We start from the raw sequence: 19259 nt of genomic DNA, 5'->3' as shown, positions 1-19259 counted from the left end.
TGGTCACATGTCCGAACCGACCGGTGCCGCCCGCAGACGCGGGCCCTTCAAGGTCGGGGACCAGGTTCAGCTGACCGACCCCAAGGGCCGCCACTACACGTTCACGCTCGAGGCCGGGAAGAACTTCCACACCCACAAGGGTTCCTTCCCGCACGACGAACTGATCGGCGCACCCGAGGGCAGCGTTGTCCGCACCACGGGGAACGTCGCCTACCTCGCGCTGCGCCCCCTGCTCCCCGACTACGTCCTGTCCATGCCCCGCGGCGCCGCCGTGGTCTACCCCAAGGACGCGGGGCAGATCCTCGCCTTCGCCGACATCTTCCCCGGCGCCCGCGTCGTGGAGGCCGGCGTCGGCTCCGGCTCGCTCAGCAGCTTCCTGCTGCGCGCCATCGGCGACCAGGGCATGCTGCACAGCTACGAGCGCCGCGCGGACTTCGCCGAGATCGCGCAGGCCAACGTCGAGCGCTACTTCGGCGGCCCGCACCCCGCCTGGCAGCTCACCGTCGGCGACCTCCAGGACAACCTCTCCGACACCGACGTCGACCGGGTCATCCTCGACATGCTGGCCCCCTGGGAGTGCCTGGAGGCCGTCTCCAAGGCGCTCGTCCCCGGCGGCATCCTGTGCTGCTACGTGGCGACCACCACCCAGCTCGCCCGGACCGTCGAGTCCATCCGGGAGATCGGCTGCTTCAACGAGCCCACCTCCTGGGAGACGATGATCCGCAACTGGCACATCGAGGGCCTGGCCGTCCGCCCGGACCACAGGATGATCGGCCACACCGGCTTCCTGCTCACCGCCCGCCGCCTCGCGGACGGCGTCGAACCGCCCATGCGCCGCCGCCGCCCCGCCAAGGGCGCCTACGGCGAGGACTACGCCGGCCCGAACGCCGACGGCGGCACCGCCCGCTGATCCTCCAACGCACCACGACTGTGGCCGAGTTCCCGGACGCCCCCGGGAACTCGGCCACAGCACTTTTCCCCCGCTCCGCCCCGGCTCACCGCCACAAGAGACGACCCCGCCGTTCCGCCCCGGTGTGACGTGTGGCACCATGCTGGCCACCCCCACCGGCACAGTCCTCACAGGAGACGCTCCTCGTGCAGCAATCCCCGGTTCCGGAACTGGCGCACACGCACACCAGCCCCTTGCACTGGCTCGCCACCGCCACCGCCCTGGCGGGAGTCGTCGCGCTGTCCTCGTTCCTCCAGCCCGACGCGGCCACGGCCGCCCAGCCCGGGACCGGCGCGAAGACCCACACTCAGACCGCCGCCGCGGCCCCCGACCCGGCCCGCGCCGACTTCCCGCTCGACTGCGGACCCGTGAAGCTGGTCGTGCAGAAAAAGGCATCCGGCGACCTCGACGGCGACGGCAGCCCCGAGACCGTGGCCGTCGTCCGCTGCGACGCCGGCATGGGCACCCCGCCCAACGGCGTCTACGTCCTCACCCAGGCACCCGGCGCGGCCAAGCCCCGCGTGGTCGCCACCCTCATCGACCCCAAGGACCGGCAGAACGTCACGGACTTCGCCGTCCGCGACGGCGCCGTCACCGCGACCGTGCTCGGCTACTCCTCGGCCGACGTGCCCAGTTGCTGCCCCGACGTCACCGATCACGCCAAGTGGCAGTGGAAGAACGGCGCGTTCGTCCGCTCCACGGCGCCCCAGGCCCACAGCGTGTGACACGACCCGCGCGCGCGTGGAGCGGCCCGCACACATGAAGCGGCCCGCGCGCGTGAGGAAGGTCATGCACGTGAGGAAGACCACTCGCCGCCCCGGCGCCGACCGCCCGCCGGGCCACTCGGCTCACTCCGCGTCTGGTCCGTACACCTCGACCCTGTCCGAAACCCGCCGTACATGGATGCAGTCGCCCGGGCACTCCTTCGCCGAGTCGGTGACATCCCGCAGAAGCGGCAGGGGCACCGGCGTTGTGGCCCCCGGCGTCTGCAACAGCTCGTCGTCCGAGCCCTTCACATACGCCAGACCGTCGATGTCCAGCTCAAAGACCTCGGGAGCGTACTGGGCACAGATGCCGTCGCCGGTACAGAGATCCTGATCGATCCAGACCTCGAGCGCCTCGGCGTCGGCTCCTGCCTCCTGCTGCACGGTCATTCTCCTGCCGTTTCCTGCGTCGAGCGCTCCGATTCGCGGACAAGTCGGGCCAGCTCTGACGGGTGTTGAACACTTCGACCCTACCTCCGCCCGCTTTCCAATCATGATGGGTGGGTATTCCCCTGGCGTGAGGGAGAGCGCAAGGGTGAAGATCGGACACACCCCGACAGTCTTTGTGATCTAGGGGTTTTAATCGACACCCACCCAGGTAGGGTCTGGAAGCGTCCAGCTCCCCTTGGAGGAGGTGAGGACCGTGGCAGCCCACGACGACGACATGAACCGCGGCATCCGCCCGGGACGAGGGTCCGACGACCCCGCCGGGCAGATTGCCTACCTTGAGCAGGAGATCGCCGTCCTGCGGCGCAAGCTCGCCGACTCTCCGCGGCATACGAGGATTCTCGAAGAGCGGATCGTCGAGCTGCAGACCAATCTGGCCGGCGTGTCCGCACAGAACGAGCGGCTCGCCAACACACTCCGCGAGGCCCGCGACCAGATCGTGGCCCTCAAGGAAGAAGTCGACCGGCTCGCACAGCCACCGGCCGGCTTCGGTGTCTTCCTCACGGCGAACGAGGACGGCACGGCCGACATCTTCACCGGCGGCCGCAAGCTCCGGGTGAACGTCAGCCCCAGCGTCGAGCTCGAAGAACTCAGGCGCGGCCAGGAAGTGATGCTCAACGAAGCACTCAACGTGGTCGAAGCCATGGAGTACGAGAGCGTCGGCGACATCGTCACCCTCAAGGAGATCCTCGAGGACGGCGAGCGCGCCCTCGTAGTGGGACACACCGACGAGGAACGAGTCGTACGGCTCGCCGAGCCCCTGCTGGACGTCACCATCCGGCCCGGCGACGCCCTCCTGCTCGAACCCCGCTCCGGCTACGTCTACGAGGTCGTCCCCAAGAGCGAGGTCGAAGAACTCGTCCTCGAAGAGGTCCCGGACATCGGCTACGAACAGATCGGCGGCCTGGGCAACCAGATCGAACTGATCCGCGACGCCGTAGAACTCCCCTACCTCTACCCCGACCTGTTCAGGGAGCACGAACTGCGCCCGCCCAAGGGCGTACTGCTCTACGGACCCCCCGGATGCGGCAAGACGCTCATCGCCAAGGCCGTCGCCAACTCGCTGGCCAAGAAGGTCGCCGAAGTCACCGGCCAGGCCGCGGGCAAGAGCTTCTTCCTCAACATCAAGGGCCCCGAGCTCCTCAACAAATACGTCGGCGAGACCGAGCGGCAGATCCGCCTCGTCTTCCAGCGCGCCCGCGAAAAGGCCAGCGAGGGCACCCCCGTCATCGTCTTCTTCGACGAGATGGAATCCCTCTTCCGCACCCGCGGATCCGGCGTCAGCTCGGACGTGGAGAACACCATCGTCCCCCAGCTCCTCGCCGAGATCGACGGCGTCGAAGGCCTGGAGAACGTGGTCGTCATCGGCGCCTCCAACCGCGAGGACATGATCGACCCCGCCATCCTGCGCCCCGGCCGGCTCGACGTGAAAATCAAGATCGAGCGCCCGGACGCCGAGGCCGCCAAGGACATCTTCGGCAAGTACCTCACCGAACGGCTCCCGCTGCACACCGACGACCTCGGCGAACACGGAGGCGACCGCGCCGCCACCGTCCACGGCATGATCCAGACTGCCGTGGAACAGATGTACGCCGAATCCGAGGAAAACCGCTTCCTCGAGGTCACCTACGCCAACGGCGACAAGGAAGTCCTCTACTTCAAGGACTTCAACTCCGGCGCCATGATCGAAAACATCGTCGGCCGCGCCAAGAAGATGGCCATCAAGGCCTTCCTCGAACAGAACCAGAAGGGCCTGCGCGTCTCCCACCTCCTCCAGGCATGCGTGGACGAGTTCAAGGAGAACGAAGACCTGCCCAACACCACCAACCCCGACGACTGGGCCCGCATCTCCGGCAAGAAGGGCGAACGGATCGTGTACATCCGTACCCTCGTCACCGGAAAGCAGGGCGCCGACACCGGACGCTCCATCGACACGGTGGCGAACACCGGTCAGTACCTGTAAAAAACAGGGCGGCTGCGGGTGCCCACAACGGGTACCCGCAGCCGACTGCTTTCCAGGGCACACCCGGAGCAAGGCAATGACGCAAATGATCTCCCCACCAGCGCAAAGGCGTTCTAGGCTCTTTCGTACCGCCGAGTCGCGCAGTGCGGGGACGGGCACCGCACACGCACCGGAGCACCAGCGGTACTTGAGCAGCGTCCCCGACCGAGGACGCCGCCGGGCAAGGAGGGCCGCATGACCGTACGGCGAGTAATGGGCATCGAGACGGAGTACGGAATCTCCGTCCCCGGCCACCCCAATGCCAATGCCATGCTCACCTCGTCCCAGATCGTCAACGCCTACGCGGCGGCGATGCACCGGGCCCGACGCGCCCGCTGGGACTTCGAGGAGGAGAACCCGCTGCGCGACGCGCGAGGCTTCGACCTCGCCCGCGAGGCCGCCGACTCCAGCCAGCTCACCGACGAGGACATCGGCCTCGCCAACGTCATCCTCACCAACGGAGCACGGCTCTACGTCGACCACGCACACCCCGAGTACAGCGCCCCGGAGGTCACCAACCCCCTCGACGCCGTCCTCTGGGACAAGGCCGGCGAACGCATCATGGCAGAAGCCGCCGAACGCGCCGCCCAGCTCCCCGGCGCCCAGCCGATCCACCTCTACAAGAACAACACCGACAACAAAGGCGCCTCCTACGGCACGCACGAGAACTACCTGATGAAACGGGAGACCCCGTTCTCGGACATCGTGCGCCACCTCACCCCGTTCTTCGTCTCCCGCCAGGTCGTCACCGGCGCGGGACGCGTCGGCATCGGCCAGGACGGCCACGAACACGGCTTCCAGCTCAGCCAGCGCGCCGACTACTTCGAGGTCGAGGTGGGCCTGGAGACCACCCTCAAGCGCCCGATCATCAACACCCGCGACGAACCACACGCGGACGCTGAGAAGTACCGCCGCCTGCACGTGATCATCGGCGACGCGAACCTCTCCGAGATCTCGACCTACCTCAAGCTGGGCACGACCGCCCTGGTCCTGTCCATGATCGAGGACGGCTTCATCGCCGTCGACCTCGCCGTCGACCAGCCCGTACGCGCCCTCCACCAGGTCTCCCACGACCCCTCCCTCAAGCACCTCGTCACGCTCCGCAGCGGCCGTACACTCACCGCCGTACAGCTCCAGATGGAGTACTACGAGCTCTCCCGCAAATACGTCGAGGAGCGCTACGGAGCCGACGCCGACGACCAGACCAAGGACGTCCTCGCCCGCTGGGAAGACACCCTCAACCGCCTCGAGAACGACCCCATGAGCCTGTCAGGAGAGCTCGACTGGGTCGCCAAACGAGAGCTCATGGAGGGCTACCGGCGCCGCGACAATCTCGACTGGGACGCGGCCCGGCTCCACCTCGTCGACCTCCAGTACGCCGACGTACGGGCCGAGAAGGGCCTCTACAACCGTCTCGCGGCCCGCGGCAAGATCAAACGGCTGCTCGACGAGACCGATGTCGAACGCGCCAGGACCAAGCCCCCCGAGGACACCCGCGCCTACTTCCGCGGCCGCTGCCTGGAGCAGTACGCCGACGACGTGGCCGCGGCCTCCTGGGACTCGGTCATCTTCGACCTCCCCGGCCGCGACTCCCTCCAGCGCGTCCCAACCCTGGAGCCGCTACGCGGAACGCGTAATCACGTGAAAGAGCTCCTGGACCGCTGTCGCACGGCAGAAGACCTGGTCAGGGTCCTGTCGGGCGGCTGAGCGGCCGCTCAGCCGCCCGCTGTCCAGGGGCGGCCGAACGGGGTGGAAAAAGGCGCCGTCCGGGAATCATCGAGGTGGTCCCCGGACGTTGTAGCAACTGCGGGGCCGATGTCGGACCCTGCTTGTAGGGTCTGATCAAGAACGTCGAACCGAGCGGGGTGAGGGTTATGGCGACCAAGGACACCGGCGGCGGACAGCAGAAGGCCACGCGCTCTACCGAGGAGGTCGAGGAGCAGGCACAGGACGCCCAGGCTTCCGAGGACCTCAAGGAGCGCCAGGAGAAACTGAGCGACGACGTGGACTCCGTCCTCGATGAAATCGATGACGTACTCGAGGAGAACGCCGAGGACTTCGTGCGAAGCTTCGTGCAAAAAGGCGGCGAGTGACGGGTGTGGGCTTGCATTCGCCTTTGATTCGAAGGCTTCGGGGGGATTGGGATGGCTGGCGAATCAGAAGCGAAGCGATGCTCGGGCTGCAAGCGGCAGCTGCCCGTCGCGGCCTTCGCGCGAGACGCGAATCGGCGTGATGGTCTCCAGGTGCGGTGCCGGGAGTGCGTGGCGGAGTACAGCGCCGCGCACTATCGGCGCCGCCGGGAGGCCATGGGAAAGCTGGTACGGGAGAAGGTGGACGTTCCGGCCGGGCACAAGCTCTGCCGGGTCTGTGGCGAGGTCAAGCCGTGGAGCGAGTGGCACCGCAATGCAACGGCCTCGGACGGGCTTTCGACGCGCTGCAAGGCGTGTCGGGCCGCCGAGGGGCGCGCGGGCCACCTCAAGCGCCAATACGGCATGACCGAAGCCCAGCGCGACGAGATGGTCGCTGCTCAAAAGGGTCTCTGTGTTATCTGCCTGAAAGCTCCGGCCGTACATGTGGATCACTGCCACGAGACGGGTAAGGTCCGTGGCGTACTGTGCTTCAACTGCAATTCGGCCATCGGCAAGTTGGGAGACGATCCCGATGCTGTTCGTCGGGCTGCCGCCTACCTGGAAGGAACCCCGTGGAAGCCAACACTCGTAGCACCGGGCGTCTACCGGCTGCCTTCCTGACGCCCGGGTCGTCCTCGTTCATGGACTTCCTGTCCGATCACCAGCCGGAGATGCTGCCGGGCAAGCGGCAACTGCCGCCCGTGCAGGGAGTGATCGAGGCACCGCACGGCACGACGATCGTGTCCGTCACCTTTCCCGGCGGCGTGGTCCTGGCCGGCGACCGGCGGGCCACGATGGGCAACGTCATCGCGCAGCGCGACATCGAGAAGGTGTTCCCGGCCGACGAGTACTCGGCGGTGGGCATCGCGGGTACGGCCGGTCTGGCTGTGGAGATGGTGAAGCTGTTCCAGCTCGAGCTGGAGCACTTCGAGAAGGTCGAGGGCACCACGCTCTCGCTGGAGGGCAAGGCGAACCGCCTGTCCACGATGATCCGTTCCAACCTGGGCATGGCCATGCAGGGCCTGGCCGTGGTGCCGCTGTTCGCGGGGTACGACGTGGACCGCGAGCGTGGCCGGATCTTCTCGTACGACGTCACCGGTGGCCGTTCCGAGGAGCACGGATACGCCGCCACCGGTTCGGGTTCGCTCTTCGCGCGCGGTGCGATCAAGAAGCTGTACCGCGAGGATCTGACGGAGGAGCAGGCCACGACGCTCGTCGTGCAGGCGTTGTACGACGCGGCCGACGACGACTCGGCGACGGGTGGCCCGGATGTCGCCCGCCGGATCTACCCGATCGTCACGGTGATCACCGAGGAGGGCTTCCGCAGGCTGACGGACGCGGAGTCGGCGGACATCGCCCGCGCGATCCTGGAGCGCCGTCTGGAGGAGCCGGACGGCCCGCGGGCCCCGCTGCTCTGATGTCCTCTTGTTGGTGACCCAGTGACTTCGACAGAAAGGGACGGATAACCGGTGTCGACGCCGTTCTATGTCTCCCCCCAGCAGGCCATGGCCGACCGGGCGGAGTACGCCCGTAAGGGCATTGCCCGCGGCCGCAGTCTGGTCGTGTTGCAGTACGCCGACGGCATCGTCTTCGTCGGCGAGAACCCGTCCCGTGCGCTGCACAAGTTCAGCGAGATCTACGACCGGATCGGCTTCGCCGCGGCCGGCAAGTACAACGAGTACGAGAATCTGCGGATCGGTGGTGTGCGCTATGCCGATCTGCGGGGTTACACCTATGACCGGGACGACGTGACCGCGCGCGGTCTCGCCAATGTCTACGCGCAGACGCTGGGCACGATCTTCTCCTCGGCGGCCGAGAAGCCGTACGAGGTGGAGCTGGTGGTGGCCGAGGTCGGTGAGACCCCGGAGGGTGATCAGATCTATCGGCTGCCGCATGACGGTTCGATCGTGGACGAGCACGGTTCGGTGGCGGTCGGTGGTAATGCGGAGCAGATCAGCAGTTATCTGGACCAGCGTCATCAGGACGGTATGTCGCTCGCGGAGGCGCTGAAGCTGGCGGTGCAGTCGCTGTCGCGGGAGCCGAACGGCGGTGAGCGGGAGATTCCCGCGGAGCGCCTGGAGGTCGCGGTGCTGGATCGTACGCGTCCGCAGCAGCGCAAGTTCAAGCGGATCACGGGTGGTCAGCTGGGGCGGCTGCTTGAGGCGGGTGGCGCGTCGACGGCGACCGAGGCGGAGGACGCCGAGGAAGCGGAGAGCGGCGGGATCTCGAAGGACGACGAGTAGGAGTCTTTCCGGTCTTTCCTCTGCGCTTCACATGTTTGTTGCTGTGCCCCGGCCGTCCCGGCCGGGGCACTCGCCTTTTCCGGCGGTGTTCGGTGCTGGGTGTTCAGTGCTGCCTCGGCGGGGCCGTGGAGCCGCGTACGACGAGTTGGACGGGGATGTCGCCGCCGGTCGGGGTGTGGCCTTCGAGGACGGCGAGGAGGGCTGCCATGCCGCGTTCGCCGAAGAGTTCGGCGTCGAGGCGGACGGTGGTGAGTTCGGGGTCGATGGCGGTGGCGAGGGCGAGGTCGTCGAGGCCGGTGACGGAGAGGTCGTCGGGGACGCGCAGGCCGAGGCGGCGGGCGGCTTTGTAGGCGCCGGCGGCGAGTTTGTCGTCGTCGCAGACGACGGCGGTGGGGCGGTCGTGGGGGGTGGCGAGGGCGGTTTCGGCGGCGGCGCGGGCGTCGTCGATGGTGATGGGGGCGGGGGCGGTGCGCAGCCGGGTGCCGGGGACGCGGGCGAGGCGGGTGGCGAGTTCGCGGGCGCGGACGTCGAAGGTCCAGGAGGCGATGTCGGCGGCGAGGTGGAGGAAGTGGCGGTGGCCGAGGGTGAGGAGGTGGTCGGTGACCTGGCGTACTCCGTCGGCGATGTCGAGGTTGACGGTGGCGGCGCCGAGGCTGCCTTCGGGGTCGCTGTCGAGCATGACGAGGGGGAGTTGGTCGCCGCGGAGGGCGGTGAGGGCGTCGGCGGCCATGGAGGAGGCGAGGACGCCGTCGAGGGCGGCGGGGGCGGAGCCGAAGGGGTCGCGGGCGGGGCCGATGCCTTCGGGGGAGGGGTAGAGGACGACGCCGAAGCCGTGGCGGGCGGCGATGCGGGCGGCGCCGGTGTAGACGCCGGCGAAGAATTCGGTGGTGAGGGCGGGGACGACGAGGAGGACGGTGCGGGTGCGGCCGAGGCGGAGGTTGCGGGCGGCGAGGTTGGGGCGGTAGCCGAGTTCGGTGGCGGCGCGGCGGACGCGGTCGGCGGTGGTTTCGGAGACGCGTCCGCGCCATTTGTCGCCGAGTACGAGGGAGACCGCGGCCTGGGAGACGCCGGCGGCCTGGGCGACGTCCCGGCTCGTGGGGCGGGTGCTGCCTGCTGCCACCGTCGACCTGTCTTTCTGCTGGACCTGTGGGCTGGGCTCATGGTACGTATGGGCGGCGACGTTATACGTAAAACTTTGGCCGCTGAAGGCGGTCTCCGCCGGTTCGGGAGGCAGGGAGAATGGCCGCGGGTTACCTGGAGATCCTCAGGGCGAGGCATGCGGCGCGGCTGCTCGCCGGGACCCTGGTGGGGCGGCTGCCGAACGCGACGGCGGCGATCGCCGTGGTGCTCTTCGTGCGTGCGGAGGGCGGCACGTACAGCCTGGCCGGGGCGCTGGCGGCGGTCTACGGGGTGGCGAACGCGGTCGGTCAGCCGCTGCTGGGCCGGCTCGTGGACCTGTACGGGCAGCCGCGTGTGCAGCTTCCCGCTGCGCTGGTGTCCGCGCTGGGGATGACGGTGTTCGCCCTGGCCGGTACGGATTCGCTGCCGCCCGCGTACGCGTCGATGGCCGTGGCGGGTCTTTTCACGCCTCCTCTGGAGGGCGGTCTGCGTGCTCTGTGGCCCTCTGTACTGCGCGGGGAGGAGCGGGTGCACACGGCGTACGCGATGGACGCGGTGGCGCAGGAAGTGATGTTCACCGTCGGGCCGTTGCTGGTGACGCTGTGCGTGTCGCTGTGGTCGGCGCGGGCGGCGCTGCTGGTGCTGAACGTCATCGGGGTCCTGGGTGCGTTGTGGGTGGTGGTCTCGCCGCCTTCGCGGGCGTGGCGTTCGGCGCCGCGTGAGGCGCACTGGCTGGGCGCGCTGCGTTCGCCGGGTCTGCTGGCGCTGCTGGGCGCGTTCCTGTTCGTGGGGGTGGCGCTGGGTTCGATCACGGTGGCTGCGGTGCCGTACGCGGACGATCACGGCGGGGACGCGGTGTACGGGTGGCTGATGGCGGCGCTGGGGCTCGGTGCTCTGGTGGGCGGGTCGGTGTACGGGGCGCGGCAGTGGAGCGGTGCGCCGGAGCGGCGGCTGCGCGCGCTGGTGGCGCTTCTGGCGGTGTGCTACCTGCCGTTGACGCTGATGCCGGGTGCGGTGGCGATGACGGCGCTGACGGCGCTCGCGGGGGTGTTCCTGGCGCCGTGCATCGCGTGTGCGTTCGTGATCGTGGACCGGCACGCGCCGCGCGGCACGGTCACCGAGGCTTTCTCCTGGCTTGTGACGACGTTCACGGTGGGTGCGTCGGTGGGGACGGGTCTGGCGGGGCCGGTCGTGGAGCGGGGCGGGGCGCTGTGGGGGTTCGCGGTGCCGGGCGCGGCGGGTGCGGTGTCGTTGCTGGTTCTGCTGGTGACGGGGCGGGTCCTCGCAGCTCCCGCCGGGGGAGGGGTGGTTGCGAGTTCATCGGAAAATGATCCAAACCGTGCTGCCGAACCCCGTTTCAGCTCCGGGGATCGGGCGTAATGTTCAGTCATGGACCGCCGCATTTTCGGGCTGGAGAACGAGTACGGCGTCACGTGTACGTTCAGGGGACAGCGCCGCCTGTCTCCCGACGAGGTGGCGCGGTACCTCTTCCGCCGTGTCGTGTCATGGGGCCGCAGCAGCAATGTCTTTCTGCGGAACGGTGCCCGCCTTTATCTCGACGTGGGATCACATCCGGAGTACGCGACACCGGAATGTGACAACGTGACCGAGCTGGTCACCCACGACAAGGCCGGCGAGCGCATTCTGGAAGGACTCCTGGTCGACGCCGAACGGCGCCTGCACGAGGAAGGAATCGCGGGCGACGTATATCTGTTCAAGAACAACACCGACTCGGCGGGCAACTCCTACGGGTGCCACGAGAACTATCTGGTGGCCCGGCACGGGGAGTTCTCCCGGCTGGCGGACATCCTGATTCCGTTCCTGGTCACGCGGCAGTTGCTGTGCGGGGCGGGGAAGGTGCTTCAGACGCCGCGCGGTGCCGTGTACTGCGTGAGTCAGCGTGCCGAGCACATCTGGGAGGGTGTCAGCTCCGCGACGACCCGTTCCCGGCCGATCATCAACACGCGTGACGAGCCGCACGCGGACGCGGAGCGTTACCGCAGGCTGCATGTGATCGTCGGTGACTCGAACATGTCCGAGACGACGATGCTGCTGAAGGTCGGTGCCACGGATCTGGTGCTGCGCATGATCGAGGCGGGCACGGTGATGCGTGATCTGACGCTGGAGAATCCGATCCGGGCGATCCGTGAGGTCAGCCATGACATCACGGGCCGTCGCAAGGTTCGTCTCGCCAGTGGTCGTGAGGCGTCGGCGCTGGAGGTGCAGCGCGAGTACTACGAGAAGGCCGTGGACTTCTGTGAGCGCCGGGGCATCCGCACCGGCACGGTGGAGCAGGTCCTCGAGCTGTGGGGCCGGGCGCTCGACGCGATCGAGTCGGAGGACCTGGACCGGATCGGTACCGAGATCGACTGGGTGATGAAGTACAAGCTCATCGAGCGGTACCGGGCCAAGCACAACATGACGATGTCGCATCCGCGGGTCGCGCAGATAGACCTGGCGTACCACGACATCCACCGTCGTCGTGGGCTGTACTACCTGCTGGAGAAGAAGGGTCAAGCGACCCGGATCTGCAACGATTTGAAGATCTTCGAGGGCAAGTCGGTGCCGCCGCAGACCACGCGTGCGCGGCTGCGCGGCGACTTCATCCGGCGGGCCCAGGAGCAGCGCCGTGACTTCACGGTCGACTGGGTGCATCTGAAGCTGAACGACCAGGCGCAGCGCACGGTGCTGTGCAAGGACCCGTTCCGTTCGGTCGACGACAGGGTGGAGAAGCTGATCGCTGGTATGTGAGCCGGCGGTGTCGTCGGGACGCCCGGTGCTTCCGGGGGTGCGGTTGCCCCGGGGCGCCGGGCGTCGTCGTGTGCCGGGGGCCTGATGGAGGGGTTCGGCGGGCGGTGGCCGGACGCGGCCGGGAGCGCCGTGTGTCGCGGTATTCCGTGCGCGGCTGTGCGTACGTCGTAGAGTGGCGGCCATTGCCCCGCTTCCGATCCCCCAGTTGGACTGATGAACTACTACGTGAAGCGCCGTGCCGTGGCGCTGCTGGCCGTGCCCGCCCTGCTGTTCACCGCCGCCGCGTGCGGGTCTGACGGCGACGACAGCGAAGGCGGTGCCGGCGCGGTCGCCACGGTCAAGGGGAAGGTGGGCGAGAAGCCGAAGATCGCCCTTCCCAAGGACGACCCGTCCGAGACCACGGTCACCAAGACGGTGGCCGAGGGCGACGGAGAGGTGATCAAGAAGTCGGACTTCGTGCGCCTGGACTGGGCGGTGGAGAAGTGGGACGGCGCCAAGGAGCTCGGGTCCACCTGGACGTCGGCGAGCAGCGGTTCCACGCCCCGTCAGCAGGCTGTTGAGCAGATCGGCCAGCAGAGCCAGCAGTTGCCCGACAAGGTGCTGAACGGTGTCAAGGGCAAGAAGGTGGGCAGCCGGGTCCTGGTGCAGGGCACCGCGGGCGATCTGATCGGGGAGAACCTGAACACGTCCTCGGGTATCGCCAAGACGGATGTGCTGGTCTGGGTGGTCGACGCGGTCGGTGCCGCTTCCGTGGACTCCAAGGCGGAGGCCGAGGGGAAGCAGGCCGCGTCCGCGTCGGGCATGCCGGAGGTGAAGGCCCAGTCGCAGAAGGCGGCGACCATCACCATTCCCAAGGGCGAGAAGGCTCCCAAAGAGCTGAAGCAGCAGGTGCTGATCGAGGGTGACGGGAAGAAGGTCGAGGCGGGTCAGGGGCTGATCGCCCAGTACACCGGGGTCAAGTGGGAGGACGGCAAGACGTTCGACTCCTCCTGGAACCACAACGGTGCGACCGCCTTCCAGATCGGTACCGGTGCCGTGGTGCCCGGCTGGGACAAGGGTCTGGTCGGCAAGAAGGTGGGTGACCGGGTTCTGCTGGTGATCCCGCCCTCGCTCGGTTACGGCTCGTCCCCCAGCAGTGAGCTGGCCAAGAACACGCTGGTCTTCGTAGTGGATATCCTCGGAACGGTCTGACACAGGTGTCATAGCGACACCGTCCGGGACCAAGCCGCGCAACAAGGAGTATTGAGTGAGCATCGACAAGCCCGAGGTCGACTTCCCGGGTGGCGAGCCCCCGGCGGACCTCGAGATCAAGGACATCTGGGAGGGCGACGGGCCGGTCGCCAAGGCCGGTGACAAGGTCAAGGTGCACTACGTGGGCGTGGCCTTCTCCACCGGCGAGGAGTTCGACGCCTCCTGGAACCGCGGTACGCCGCTGGAGTTCCAGCTCGGTGCCGGCCAGGTCATCGCGGGCTGGGACCAGGGCGTGCAGGGCATGAAGGTCGGCGGGCGCCGTCAGCTCACCATCCCGGCGCACCTCGCCTACGGCGACCGGGGCGCGGGCGGCGGCCGGATCGCTCCCGGCGAGACGCTGATCTTCGTCTGCGATCTGGTGGCGGTCTGAGGGACCGGGGAGCCGGGCTCCGGCCGGGTCGTCACGGCGACCGGGCCGCGGTCCGGGCCTCGTAACCTGAGTACGCTGTGATCAGGGTCGACCGGACCCGATCACCTGGGGCTCATGCCTGTCCGGGCATGGGCCCTCGGCTTTTGCCGCGCCACCGTGGAGCGGTACGGTCATCGGTCGGAAGCATCATAGGGAAGGGCGTCGATGGCCATTGCCAAGGCCGAGCGGCTGATGAACCTGGCGCTGTGTCTGCTCGGGACGCGGCGGCCGCTCAGCAAGCGCGAGCTGCGCGAGTCCATCGAGGCCTACGTCGAGGCGTTCGGCCCGGAGAAGGGCACGCCCGGCGCCGACGACTCCTTCAACCGCATGTTCGAGCGCGACAAGGACGACCTGCGCGAACTCGGACTGGTCATCGAGACGGTGGAGAACCTGGACGGCGAGGTCGGCTATCTGGCCCGCCGCGACAGCAACCGGCTGCCGCCCATCACCCTGGACGCCGAGGAGGCCGCGGCGCTCGGCCTGGTCGCCAAGGTCTGGCAGCAGGCCAGGCTGGCCGGCGCGGCCAGCGGCGCCCTGCAGAAGCTGCGCGCGGCGGGGCTGCCCGAGGGCGTCGACCCCTACGAGGCGCACGGCGCCCTGGAGCCGCACATCCCCGTGCACGAGGCCGCCTTCGAGCCGCTGATGCTGGCCTGCCGGGACCGCCGTCCGGTCGCCTTCGACTACCGCAAGGCGAACGCCGCCCGGCCCGAGCCGCGCACCGTGGAGCCGTGGGCGCTGGAGTGCTGGCGCGGCCACTGGTACCTGGCGGGCTTCGACCGCGACCGCGGCGCCGAGCGCGTCTTCCGGCTCTCGCGGATCACCGGCAAGGTCCGCACCCGTTCCGGGAAGTTCACCGCGGGGGTCCCGGACGTCGTCACGGTCCGGGAGACCGTCGCGAGCTGGGCGGGGGAGAACGCCGACCGCTCCGCGCTGATAAAGCTGCGCTCGGGCGCCGGCTACCCGCTGCGCGCCAAGGCCGTCTCCGTACGGGAGCTGGGCGACGGCTGGGACGAGCTGGAGATCCCGTACGGGCACGGGCTGGATGCCTGGCTGGTGGAGTTCGGGCCCGATGTGGTGGTGCTGGAACCCGCGGAGCTGCGGGCCGACGTGGTGGACCGGCTGCGCGCCGTGGCCAAGGGCTGAGGGGGGACACGAGGCCGTGACAGGCAAGGCAGCGGGGAGACCGGCGAAGCCCGCGAACGCCATCGACCAGACCCGGCGGATGCTGTCCCTGGTGACGTATCTGCGCGAGCGCAACGGCGCACGCGTCAGCGACGTCGCCCGGGCCTTCGGGATCAGCGAGGACGAGCTGATCTCCGACCTCGACGTGCTGCCGCTGTGCGGGACCAGCTTCCGCGGCGGCGATCTGCTCGACATCGACACCGACGGCGACCGCATCTGGTGGCACAACCCGGCAGCCCTCGGCGCCGACGCCGCCGAGCCGCTGCGGCTCGCCGCCGACGAGGCGACCGCGCTCCTGGTGGCCGCGCGTGCCGTCGCCACCCTGCCGGGCCTGCGCGAGGGCGACCGGCAGGCGCTGCTGCGGGCCACCGCCAAGGTGGAGGGCGCAGCGGGCGAGGCGGCGGGCGCCAGCTCCCGGCTCTCGGTCACCTTCGAGTCCGAGGGCGGCGTCTTCGCCGACGTCGACCGGGCCATCTCCGAGCGGCGCCGACTGTGGATCCGCTACTACTCGCCCGCCCGCGACGAGCTGACCGAGCGCGAGATCGACCCGATCCGCCTGGTCAGCGTCGGGCACACCTACGTGGAGGCGTGGTGCCGCCGCTCCGAGGCGCGCCGCACCTTCCGCCTGGACCGGGTCGCCGAGATCCGCATCCTCGACGAGCCGTCCGCGCCGCCCGAGATCGAGCTGCGGGACCTCTCCGAGGGGCTGGTGCAGCCCGCCGCGGAGGACCCCGAGGTGGTCGTCGAGGTCGGTCCGGGCGGGCGCTGGGTCGCCGAGTACTACCCGCACGACAGCGCCGAGGAGCTGCCCGACGGCGGGCTGCGGATCACGCTGCGCGCCCCCGACCCGGCCTCGCTGCGCCGGCTCGCGCTGCGCCTCGGCCGCGACGGCCGCATGGTGGCGCCGCACGACCTCGCGGAGAGTGCCCGCCGGGCCGCCCGCGAGGCGCTGGCGGCGTACGACGGACCCCAGGAAGTACGAGACGAGCCGTACGACAGGCAGGAGCAGGCGCTGTGAGCACGCCGACCGTGTCCGGGACGTCCGACGCACCGCAGATGACGGTGGCCGCCGCCTTCGCGGGGATGACCAGAGTGGCCACGGTGCTGTTCAGAGCCGCCTGCCCCGACTGCAAGGCCCACTTCGAGCTGTCCGCGGCCGACCTGCGCCTGGCCATCGGCGCGTCCAGCAGAACCACCTTCTACTCCTTCACCTGTCCCGAGTGCGGCGAGGGCGTGCGCAAGCCCGCGGGCGAGCGCATCGTCGAGCTGCTCACCGGGGGAGGCGTCCGCACGCTGCGCCTGCACGCGTAGCGGCGCGGAGGGCTAGGGTCGACGCATGTTCTGGCCGATGTTCGCGATCGCTGTGGGATTCCTGGGAATCTCCGTCCTCGGTGTGCTCGCCGTCCGTGTCTTCGTGGAAGCCGAGCGTCTGGGGAAACAGGTGACGGAGTCCGCGCACCGCATCAACAGGGCGGCCGAGGACCTGGAGCGGTCCGCGGTGATCACCGCGAGGTCTGTGGACGCCCTGTGACCGGGCCTGTGCGAGCCCTGTGAGTCGTGCCCGCGCGGCGACGCGACGGCGTTCCACCCTGTCAACTTGGCCGGACGGGCGGGTACGCTCATGGTCGCGGCCCGGAAATACGAGGCCCTGGCCGCGAACCGGGAGTACGCACAGGGATTGCCTCGCGTTCACCCCTGAGCGTTACGATCGCTGTCAGCGCGATGGTCGGACGGGTGTCCGGCCGATCGGACAGCACCCCACCCCCGTCGCCTCGGTGAGAAGGTAAAGAATTATGTTCGGAAGGCTCGGCGCTCCCGAGATCATTCTCATCCTCGTCGTCATCATCCTGCTGTTCGGCGCGAAGAAGCTTCCGGACATGGCCCGTTCGCTCGGCAAGTCCGCGCGCATCCTCAAGAGCGAGGCCAAGGCGATGAAGTCCGAGGGGTCGGACTCCTCCTCCGCCCCGGCCGGTCCGCCGAACACCGACGAGCAGCCCCCGGCCCAGCGCACCATCCAGGCCGCGCCCGGTGACGTGACCAGCTCGCGTCCGGTCGCCGAGCCGACGGACACCACCAAGCGCTGACCGAGGGCCGGGCGACCCCGGCCCGCCGCACGAGATGAGGACGTGGGTTGCTCAAGTCTGCCCGCAAGAAGGAGAAGGATCCCGAGGGCCGGATGCCCCTCGCGGAACACCTTCGTGAGCTCCGCAACCGGCTCGCGAAGGCGATGCTGGCCATCGTCGCCGTCACGATCGTCGCCGCCTTCTTCTACAACGACATCATCAACTTCTTCACCAAGCCCGTGCTGGACTCGGTGGGCTGTCCGCAGTCCTTCGCGGAACTGGCCAAGCAGCCCAAGGACGCGACCTGCGCGCAGATCACCATCAACGGTCTGCTCGCGCCGTTCACGCTGGCCCTGAAGGTCTCCCTGATGGCGGGCGTCGTCCTCGCCTCGCCGGTCTGGCTGTACCAGCTCTGGGCGTTCGTCGCGCCGGGACTGCACAGGAGCGAGAAGAAGTACGCGTACGCCTTCGTCGCGACCGGCGTCCCGCTCTTCCTCGGCGGCGGCTTCTTCGCGTACAAGGTGCTGCCCACCACCGCGAAGGTGCTGATCGAGTTCACGCCCTTCGGCGTGGACAACCTGCTGCCGCTGGACGACCTGCTCGACCTCGTGACGCGCATGGTGGTCGTCTTCGGGCTCTCCTTCGAGCTGCCGCTGCTGCTGGTCATGCTCAATCTGACCGGCATCCTGACGGGCCGGCGGATGCTCGGCTGGTGGCGCGGCATGATCATGGGCATCACGGTCTTCGCGGCCGTCGCCACGCCCAGCACGGACCCGCTGACCATGCTGGCGCTGGCCGGTCCGATCTGGATCCTGTACTTCGGGGCCGTCGCCTTCTCGCTGCTCAACGACCGCCGCAAGCGGCTGCGTGACGCCGCGGGCCCGGCCGACGACGAGGCGTCCGACCTCGACCTGACGCCGGAGGACATCGGCGAGGTGGAAGCCGTCCCGGCGGGGCGGGCGCTGCCGGAGCAGGCGGGCAAGGACCGGGTCAACGGTTATGACGACGTGACCTGAGCGGCCGCCCGGCCTCGTAGGGTCGGGCCGTGACCAGCGAGATCACCCTCTTCGTCAACCCCACCGCGGGCCGCGGCCGGGGCGCCCGCGCGGCGCTGTCGGCCGCTTCGGCGTTGCGGGCGGCGGGCTTCTCGGTCCGGACCGTCATCGGCCGCAGCGCCCAGGACGCCCTCACGCGCGCGAGGGAAGCCGTCGCGGGCGGCACCGGCGCCCTGGTCGCCGTGGGCGGCGACGGCATGGCGCACCTCGCCCTCCAGGCCGTCGCCGGGACCCGCACCCCGCTCGGCCTGGTCGCCGTCGGTACCGGCAACGACTTCGCGCGGACCCTGGGACTGCCGGTGCGCGACCCGGAAGCCTCCGGACGGCAGATCGCCGCAGCCCTCAAGGACAAGGGGGCGCGGCTGCGGGACGTTGACCTCGGGCGGGTCGGCGGCACCTGGTTCGGCACCGTGCTGGCCTCCGGCTTCGACTCCCGGGTCAACGACCGAGGCAACCGCATGCGCTGGCCCACCGGACGGGCCAGGTACGACCTGGCGATCCTCGCCGAACTCGCCGCCCTGGGGCCCGTGCCGTACCGGATCACGCTCGACGGCGGCGAGGTCCGCGAGGTCGAGGCCACCCTCGTCGCCGTCGGCAACGGGACGTCGTACGGCGGCGGCATGCGTATCTGCGCGGACGCGGACCTGGGCGACGGGCTGTTCGACATCACGGTCGTCGGCCCGTGCAGCCGTACGACGCTGCTCACGGTGTTCCCGAAGGTCTACCGGGGCACCCATCTCGGCCATCCGAAGGTAAGCGTCCACCGGGCGGTCCGGGTGGAGCTCGCGGCCCCGGGCGTCACCGGGTACGCGGACGGGGAACCGCTCGGTCCGCTTCCGCTGGCCGCCGAGTGCGTCCCCGCGGCGGTCCGGGTCGCCGTGCCCTGAGCTGCGGG

General features: G+C 69.3%; 21 protein-coding genes. 19 read left to right on the top strand and 2 right to left on the bottom strand.

The genetic code is table 11. The features are described 5' to 3' along the window. Window positions 1-7: 7 nt before the first annotated feature. Both ACFV6E_RS06640 and ACFV6E_RS06635 read left to right on the top strand, forming a co-directional pair. Entirely contained in the window at window positions 8-910 is a 903-nt protein-coding gene (locus tag ACFV6E_RS06640) for a tRNA (adenine-N1)-methyltransferase (RefSeq protein ID WP_031114607.1), read from the top strand. 185 nt (window positions 911-1095) lie between these two features. Further along, window positions 1096-1674, top strand: a complete 579-nt coding sequence (locus ACFV6E_RS06635) for a hypothetical protein (RefSeq protein ID WP_385172149.1) — start codon at window positions 1096-1098, stop codon at window positions 1672-1674. Between the two features lie 123 nt (window positions 1675-1797). Here the strand turns inward: ACFV6E_RS06635 and ACFV6E_RS06630 are convergent, their stop codons facing one another. Next, window positions 1798-2103, bottom strand: a complete 306-nt coding sequence (locus ACFV6E_RS06630) for a ferredoxin (RefSeq protein ID WP_385172147.1) — start codon at window positions 2101-2103, stop codon at window positions 1798-1800. A gap of 253 nt (window positions 2104-2356) precedes the next feature. On the opposite strand from ACFV6E_RS06630, the gene arc reads away from it, so the two are divergent. From arc to prcA, 6 genes are all read left to right on the top strand, one after another. Then, entirely contained in the window at window positions 2357-4123 is a 1767-nt protein-coding gene (arc, locus tag ACFV6E_RS06625; RefSeq protein ID WP_385172144.1) for a proteasome ATPase, read from the top strand. A 234-nt stretch (window positions 4124-4357) separates the two neighbouring features. Next, entirely contained in the window at window positions 4358-5869 is a 1512-nt protein-coding gene (gene dop, locus ACFV6E_RS06620) for a depupylase/deamidase Dop (RefSeq protein WP_385172142.1), read from the top strand. 167 nt (window positions 5870-6036) lie between these two features. Then, on the top strand, window positions 6037-6255 hold the full coding sequence (locus tag ACFV6E_RS06615) for a ubiquitin-like protein Pup (protein WP_011027899.1): 219 nt from the start codon (window positions 6037-6039) through the stop codon (window positions 6253-6255). A 51-nt stretch (window positions 6256-6306) separates the two neighbouring features. Continuing rightward, a complete protein-coding gene (locus ACFV6E_RS06610) occupies window positions 6307-6912 on the top strand; it encodes an endonuclease VII domain-containing protein (RefSeq protein ID WP_385459698.1) in 606 nt (201 codons plus the stop codon). Beyond that, complete coding sequence (gene prcB / locus ACFV6E_RS06605) at window positions 6864-7709, top strand: proteasome subunit beta (protein ID WP_385172139.1); 846 nt, start codon at window positions 6864-6866, stop codon at window positions 7707-7709. The genes ACFV6E_RS06610 and prcB overlap by 49 nt, the downstream gene beginning before the upstream one ends. 51 nt (window positions 7710-7760) lie before the next feature. Further along, a complete protein-coding gene (gene prcA, locus ACFV6E_RS06600; RefSeq protein ID WP_385172136.1) occupies window positions 7761-8534 on the top strand; it encodes a proteasome subunit alpha in 774 nt (257 codons plus the stop codon). A gap of 103 nt (window positions 8535-8637) precedes the next feature. Here the strand turns inward: prcA and ACFV6E_RS06595 are convergent, their stop codons facing one another. Further along, entirely contained in the window at window positions 8638-9654 is a 1017-nt protein-coding gene (locus ACFV6E_RS06595; protein ID WP_385172133.1) for a LacI family DNA-binding transcriptional regulator, read from the bottom strand. A 119-nt stretch (window positions 9655-9773) separates the two neighbouring features. On the opposite strand from ACFV6E_RS06595, the gene ACFV6E_RS06590 reads away from it, so the two are divergent. The 11 genes from ACFV6E_RS06590 (at window position 9774) to ACFV6E_RS06540 (ending at window position 19251) form a co-directional block, all read left to right on the top strand. Further along, window positions 9774-11033, top strand: coding sequence for an MFS transporter (locus tag ACFV6E_RS06590; protein WP_385172131.1), 1260 nt, complete (start codon window positions 9774-9776; stop codon window positions 11031-11033). A gap of 9 nt (window positions 11034-11042) precedes the next feature. Then, entirely contained in the window at window positions 11043-12404 is a 1362-nt protein-coding gene (gene pafA / locus ACFV6E_RS06585; protein WP_385172129.1) for a Pup--protein ligase, read from the top strand. 213 nt (window positions 12405-12617) lie between these two features. Next, complete coding sequence (locus ACFV6E_RS06580; RefSeq protein WP_385459696.1) at window positions 12618-13595, top strand: FKBP-type peptidyl-prolyl cis-trans isomerase; 978 nt, start codon at window positions 12618-12620, stop codon at window positions 13593-13595. Between the two features lie 55 nt (window positions 13596-13650). Next, a complete protein-coding gene (locus ACFV6E_RS06575) occupies window positions 13651-14025 on the top strand; it encodes an FKBP-type peptidyl-prolyl cis-trans isomerase (protein WP_385172124.1) in 375 nt (124 codons plus the stop codon). Between the two features lie 204 nt (window positions 14026-14229). Continuing rightward, window positions 14230-15207: a helix-turn-helix transcriptional regulator gene (locus ACFV6E_RS06570; RefSeq protein WP_385459694.1), complete on the top strand. Its 978-nt coding sequence runs from the start codon at window positions 14230-14232 to the stop codon at window positions 15205-15207. Between the two features lie 79 nt (window positions 15208-15286). Next, window positions 15287-16264, top strand: a complete 978-nt coding sequence (locus ACFV6E_RS06565) for a helix-turn-helix transcriptional regulator (RefSeq protein WP_385172155.1) — start codon at window positions 15287-15289, stop codon at window positions 16262-16264. Between the two features lie 38 nt (window positions 16265-16302). Then, window positions 16303-16557, top strand: coding sequence for a hypothetical protein (locus tag ACFV6E_RS06560; RefSeq protein ID WP_385172152.1), 255 nt, complete (start codon window positions 16303-16305; stop codon window positions 16555-16557). Window positions 16558-16582: 25 nt separating this feature from the next. Beyond that, window positions 16583-16777 carry a hypothetical protein gene (locus ACFV6E_RS06555; protein WP_385172118.1) on the top strand — a complete coding sequence of 65 codons (195 nt, stop codon included), beginning with the start codon at window positions 16583-16585 and terminating at the stop codon, window positions 16775-16777. A gap of 262 nt (window positions 16778-17039) precedes the next feature. Then, window positions 17040-17330 (top strand): Sec-independent protein translocase subunit TatA, encoded by a 291-nt coding sequence (tatA, locus tag ACFV6E_RS06550; RefSeq protein WP_385172116.1) that lies wholly within the window; start codon window positions 17040-17042, stop codon window positions 17328-17330. A gap of 47 nt (window positions 17331-17377) precedes the next feature. Continuing rightward, window positions 17378-18325 (top strand): twin-arginine translocase subunit TatC, encoded by a 948-nt coding sequence (gene tatC, locus ACFV6E_RS06545; protein WP_385172114.1) that lies wholly within the window; start codon window positions 17378-17380, stop codon window positions 18323-18325. 29 nt (window positions 18326-18354) lie between these two features. Further along, window positions 18355-19251, top strand: coding sequence for a diacylglycerol kinase (locus ACFV6E_RS06540; RefSeq protein ID WP_385459692.1), 897 nt, complete (start codon window positions 18355-18357; stop codon window positions 19249-19251). Window positions 19252-19259: the final 8 nt, after the last annotated feature.

Source organism: Streptomyces sp. NPDC059785 (assembly GCF_042732375.1).
Classification (GTDB): Bacteria; Actinomycetota; Actinomycetes; order Streptomycetales; family Streptomycetaceae; genus Streptomyces.
The sequence above is the reverse complement of the archived record's forward strand: the minus strand, read 5'-3'. Positions and strand labels throughout refer to the sequence as shown.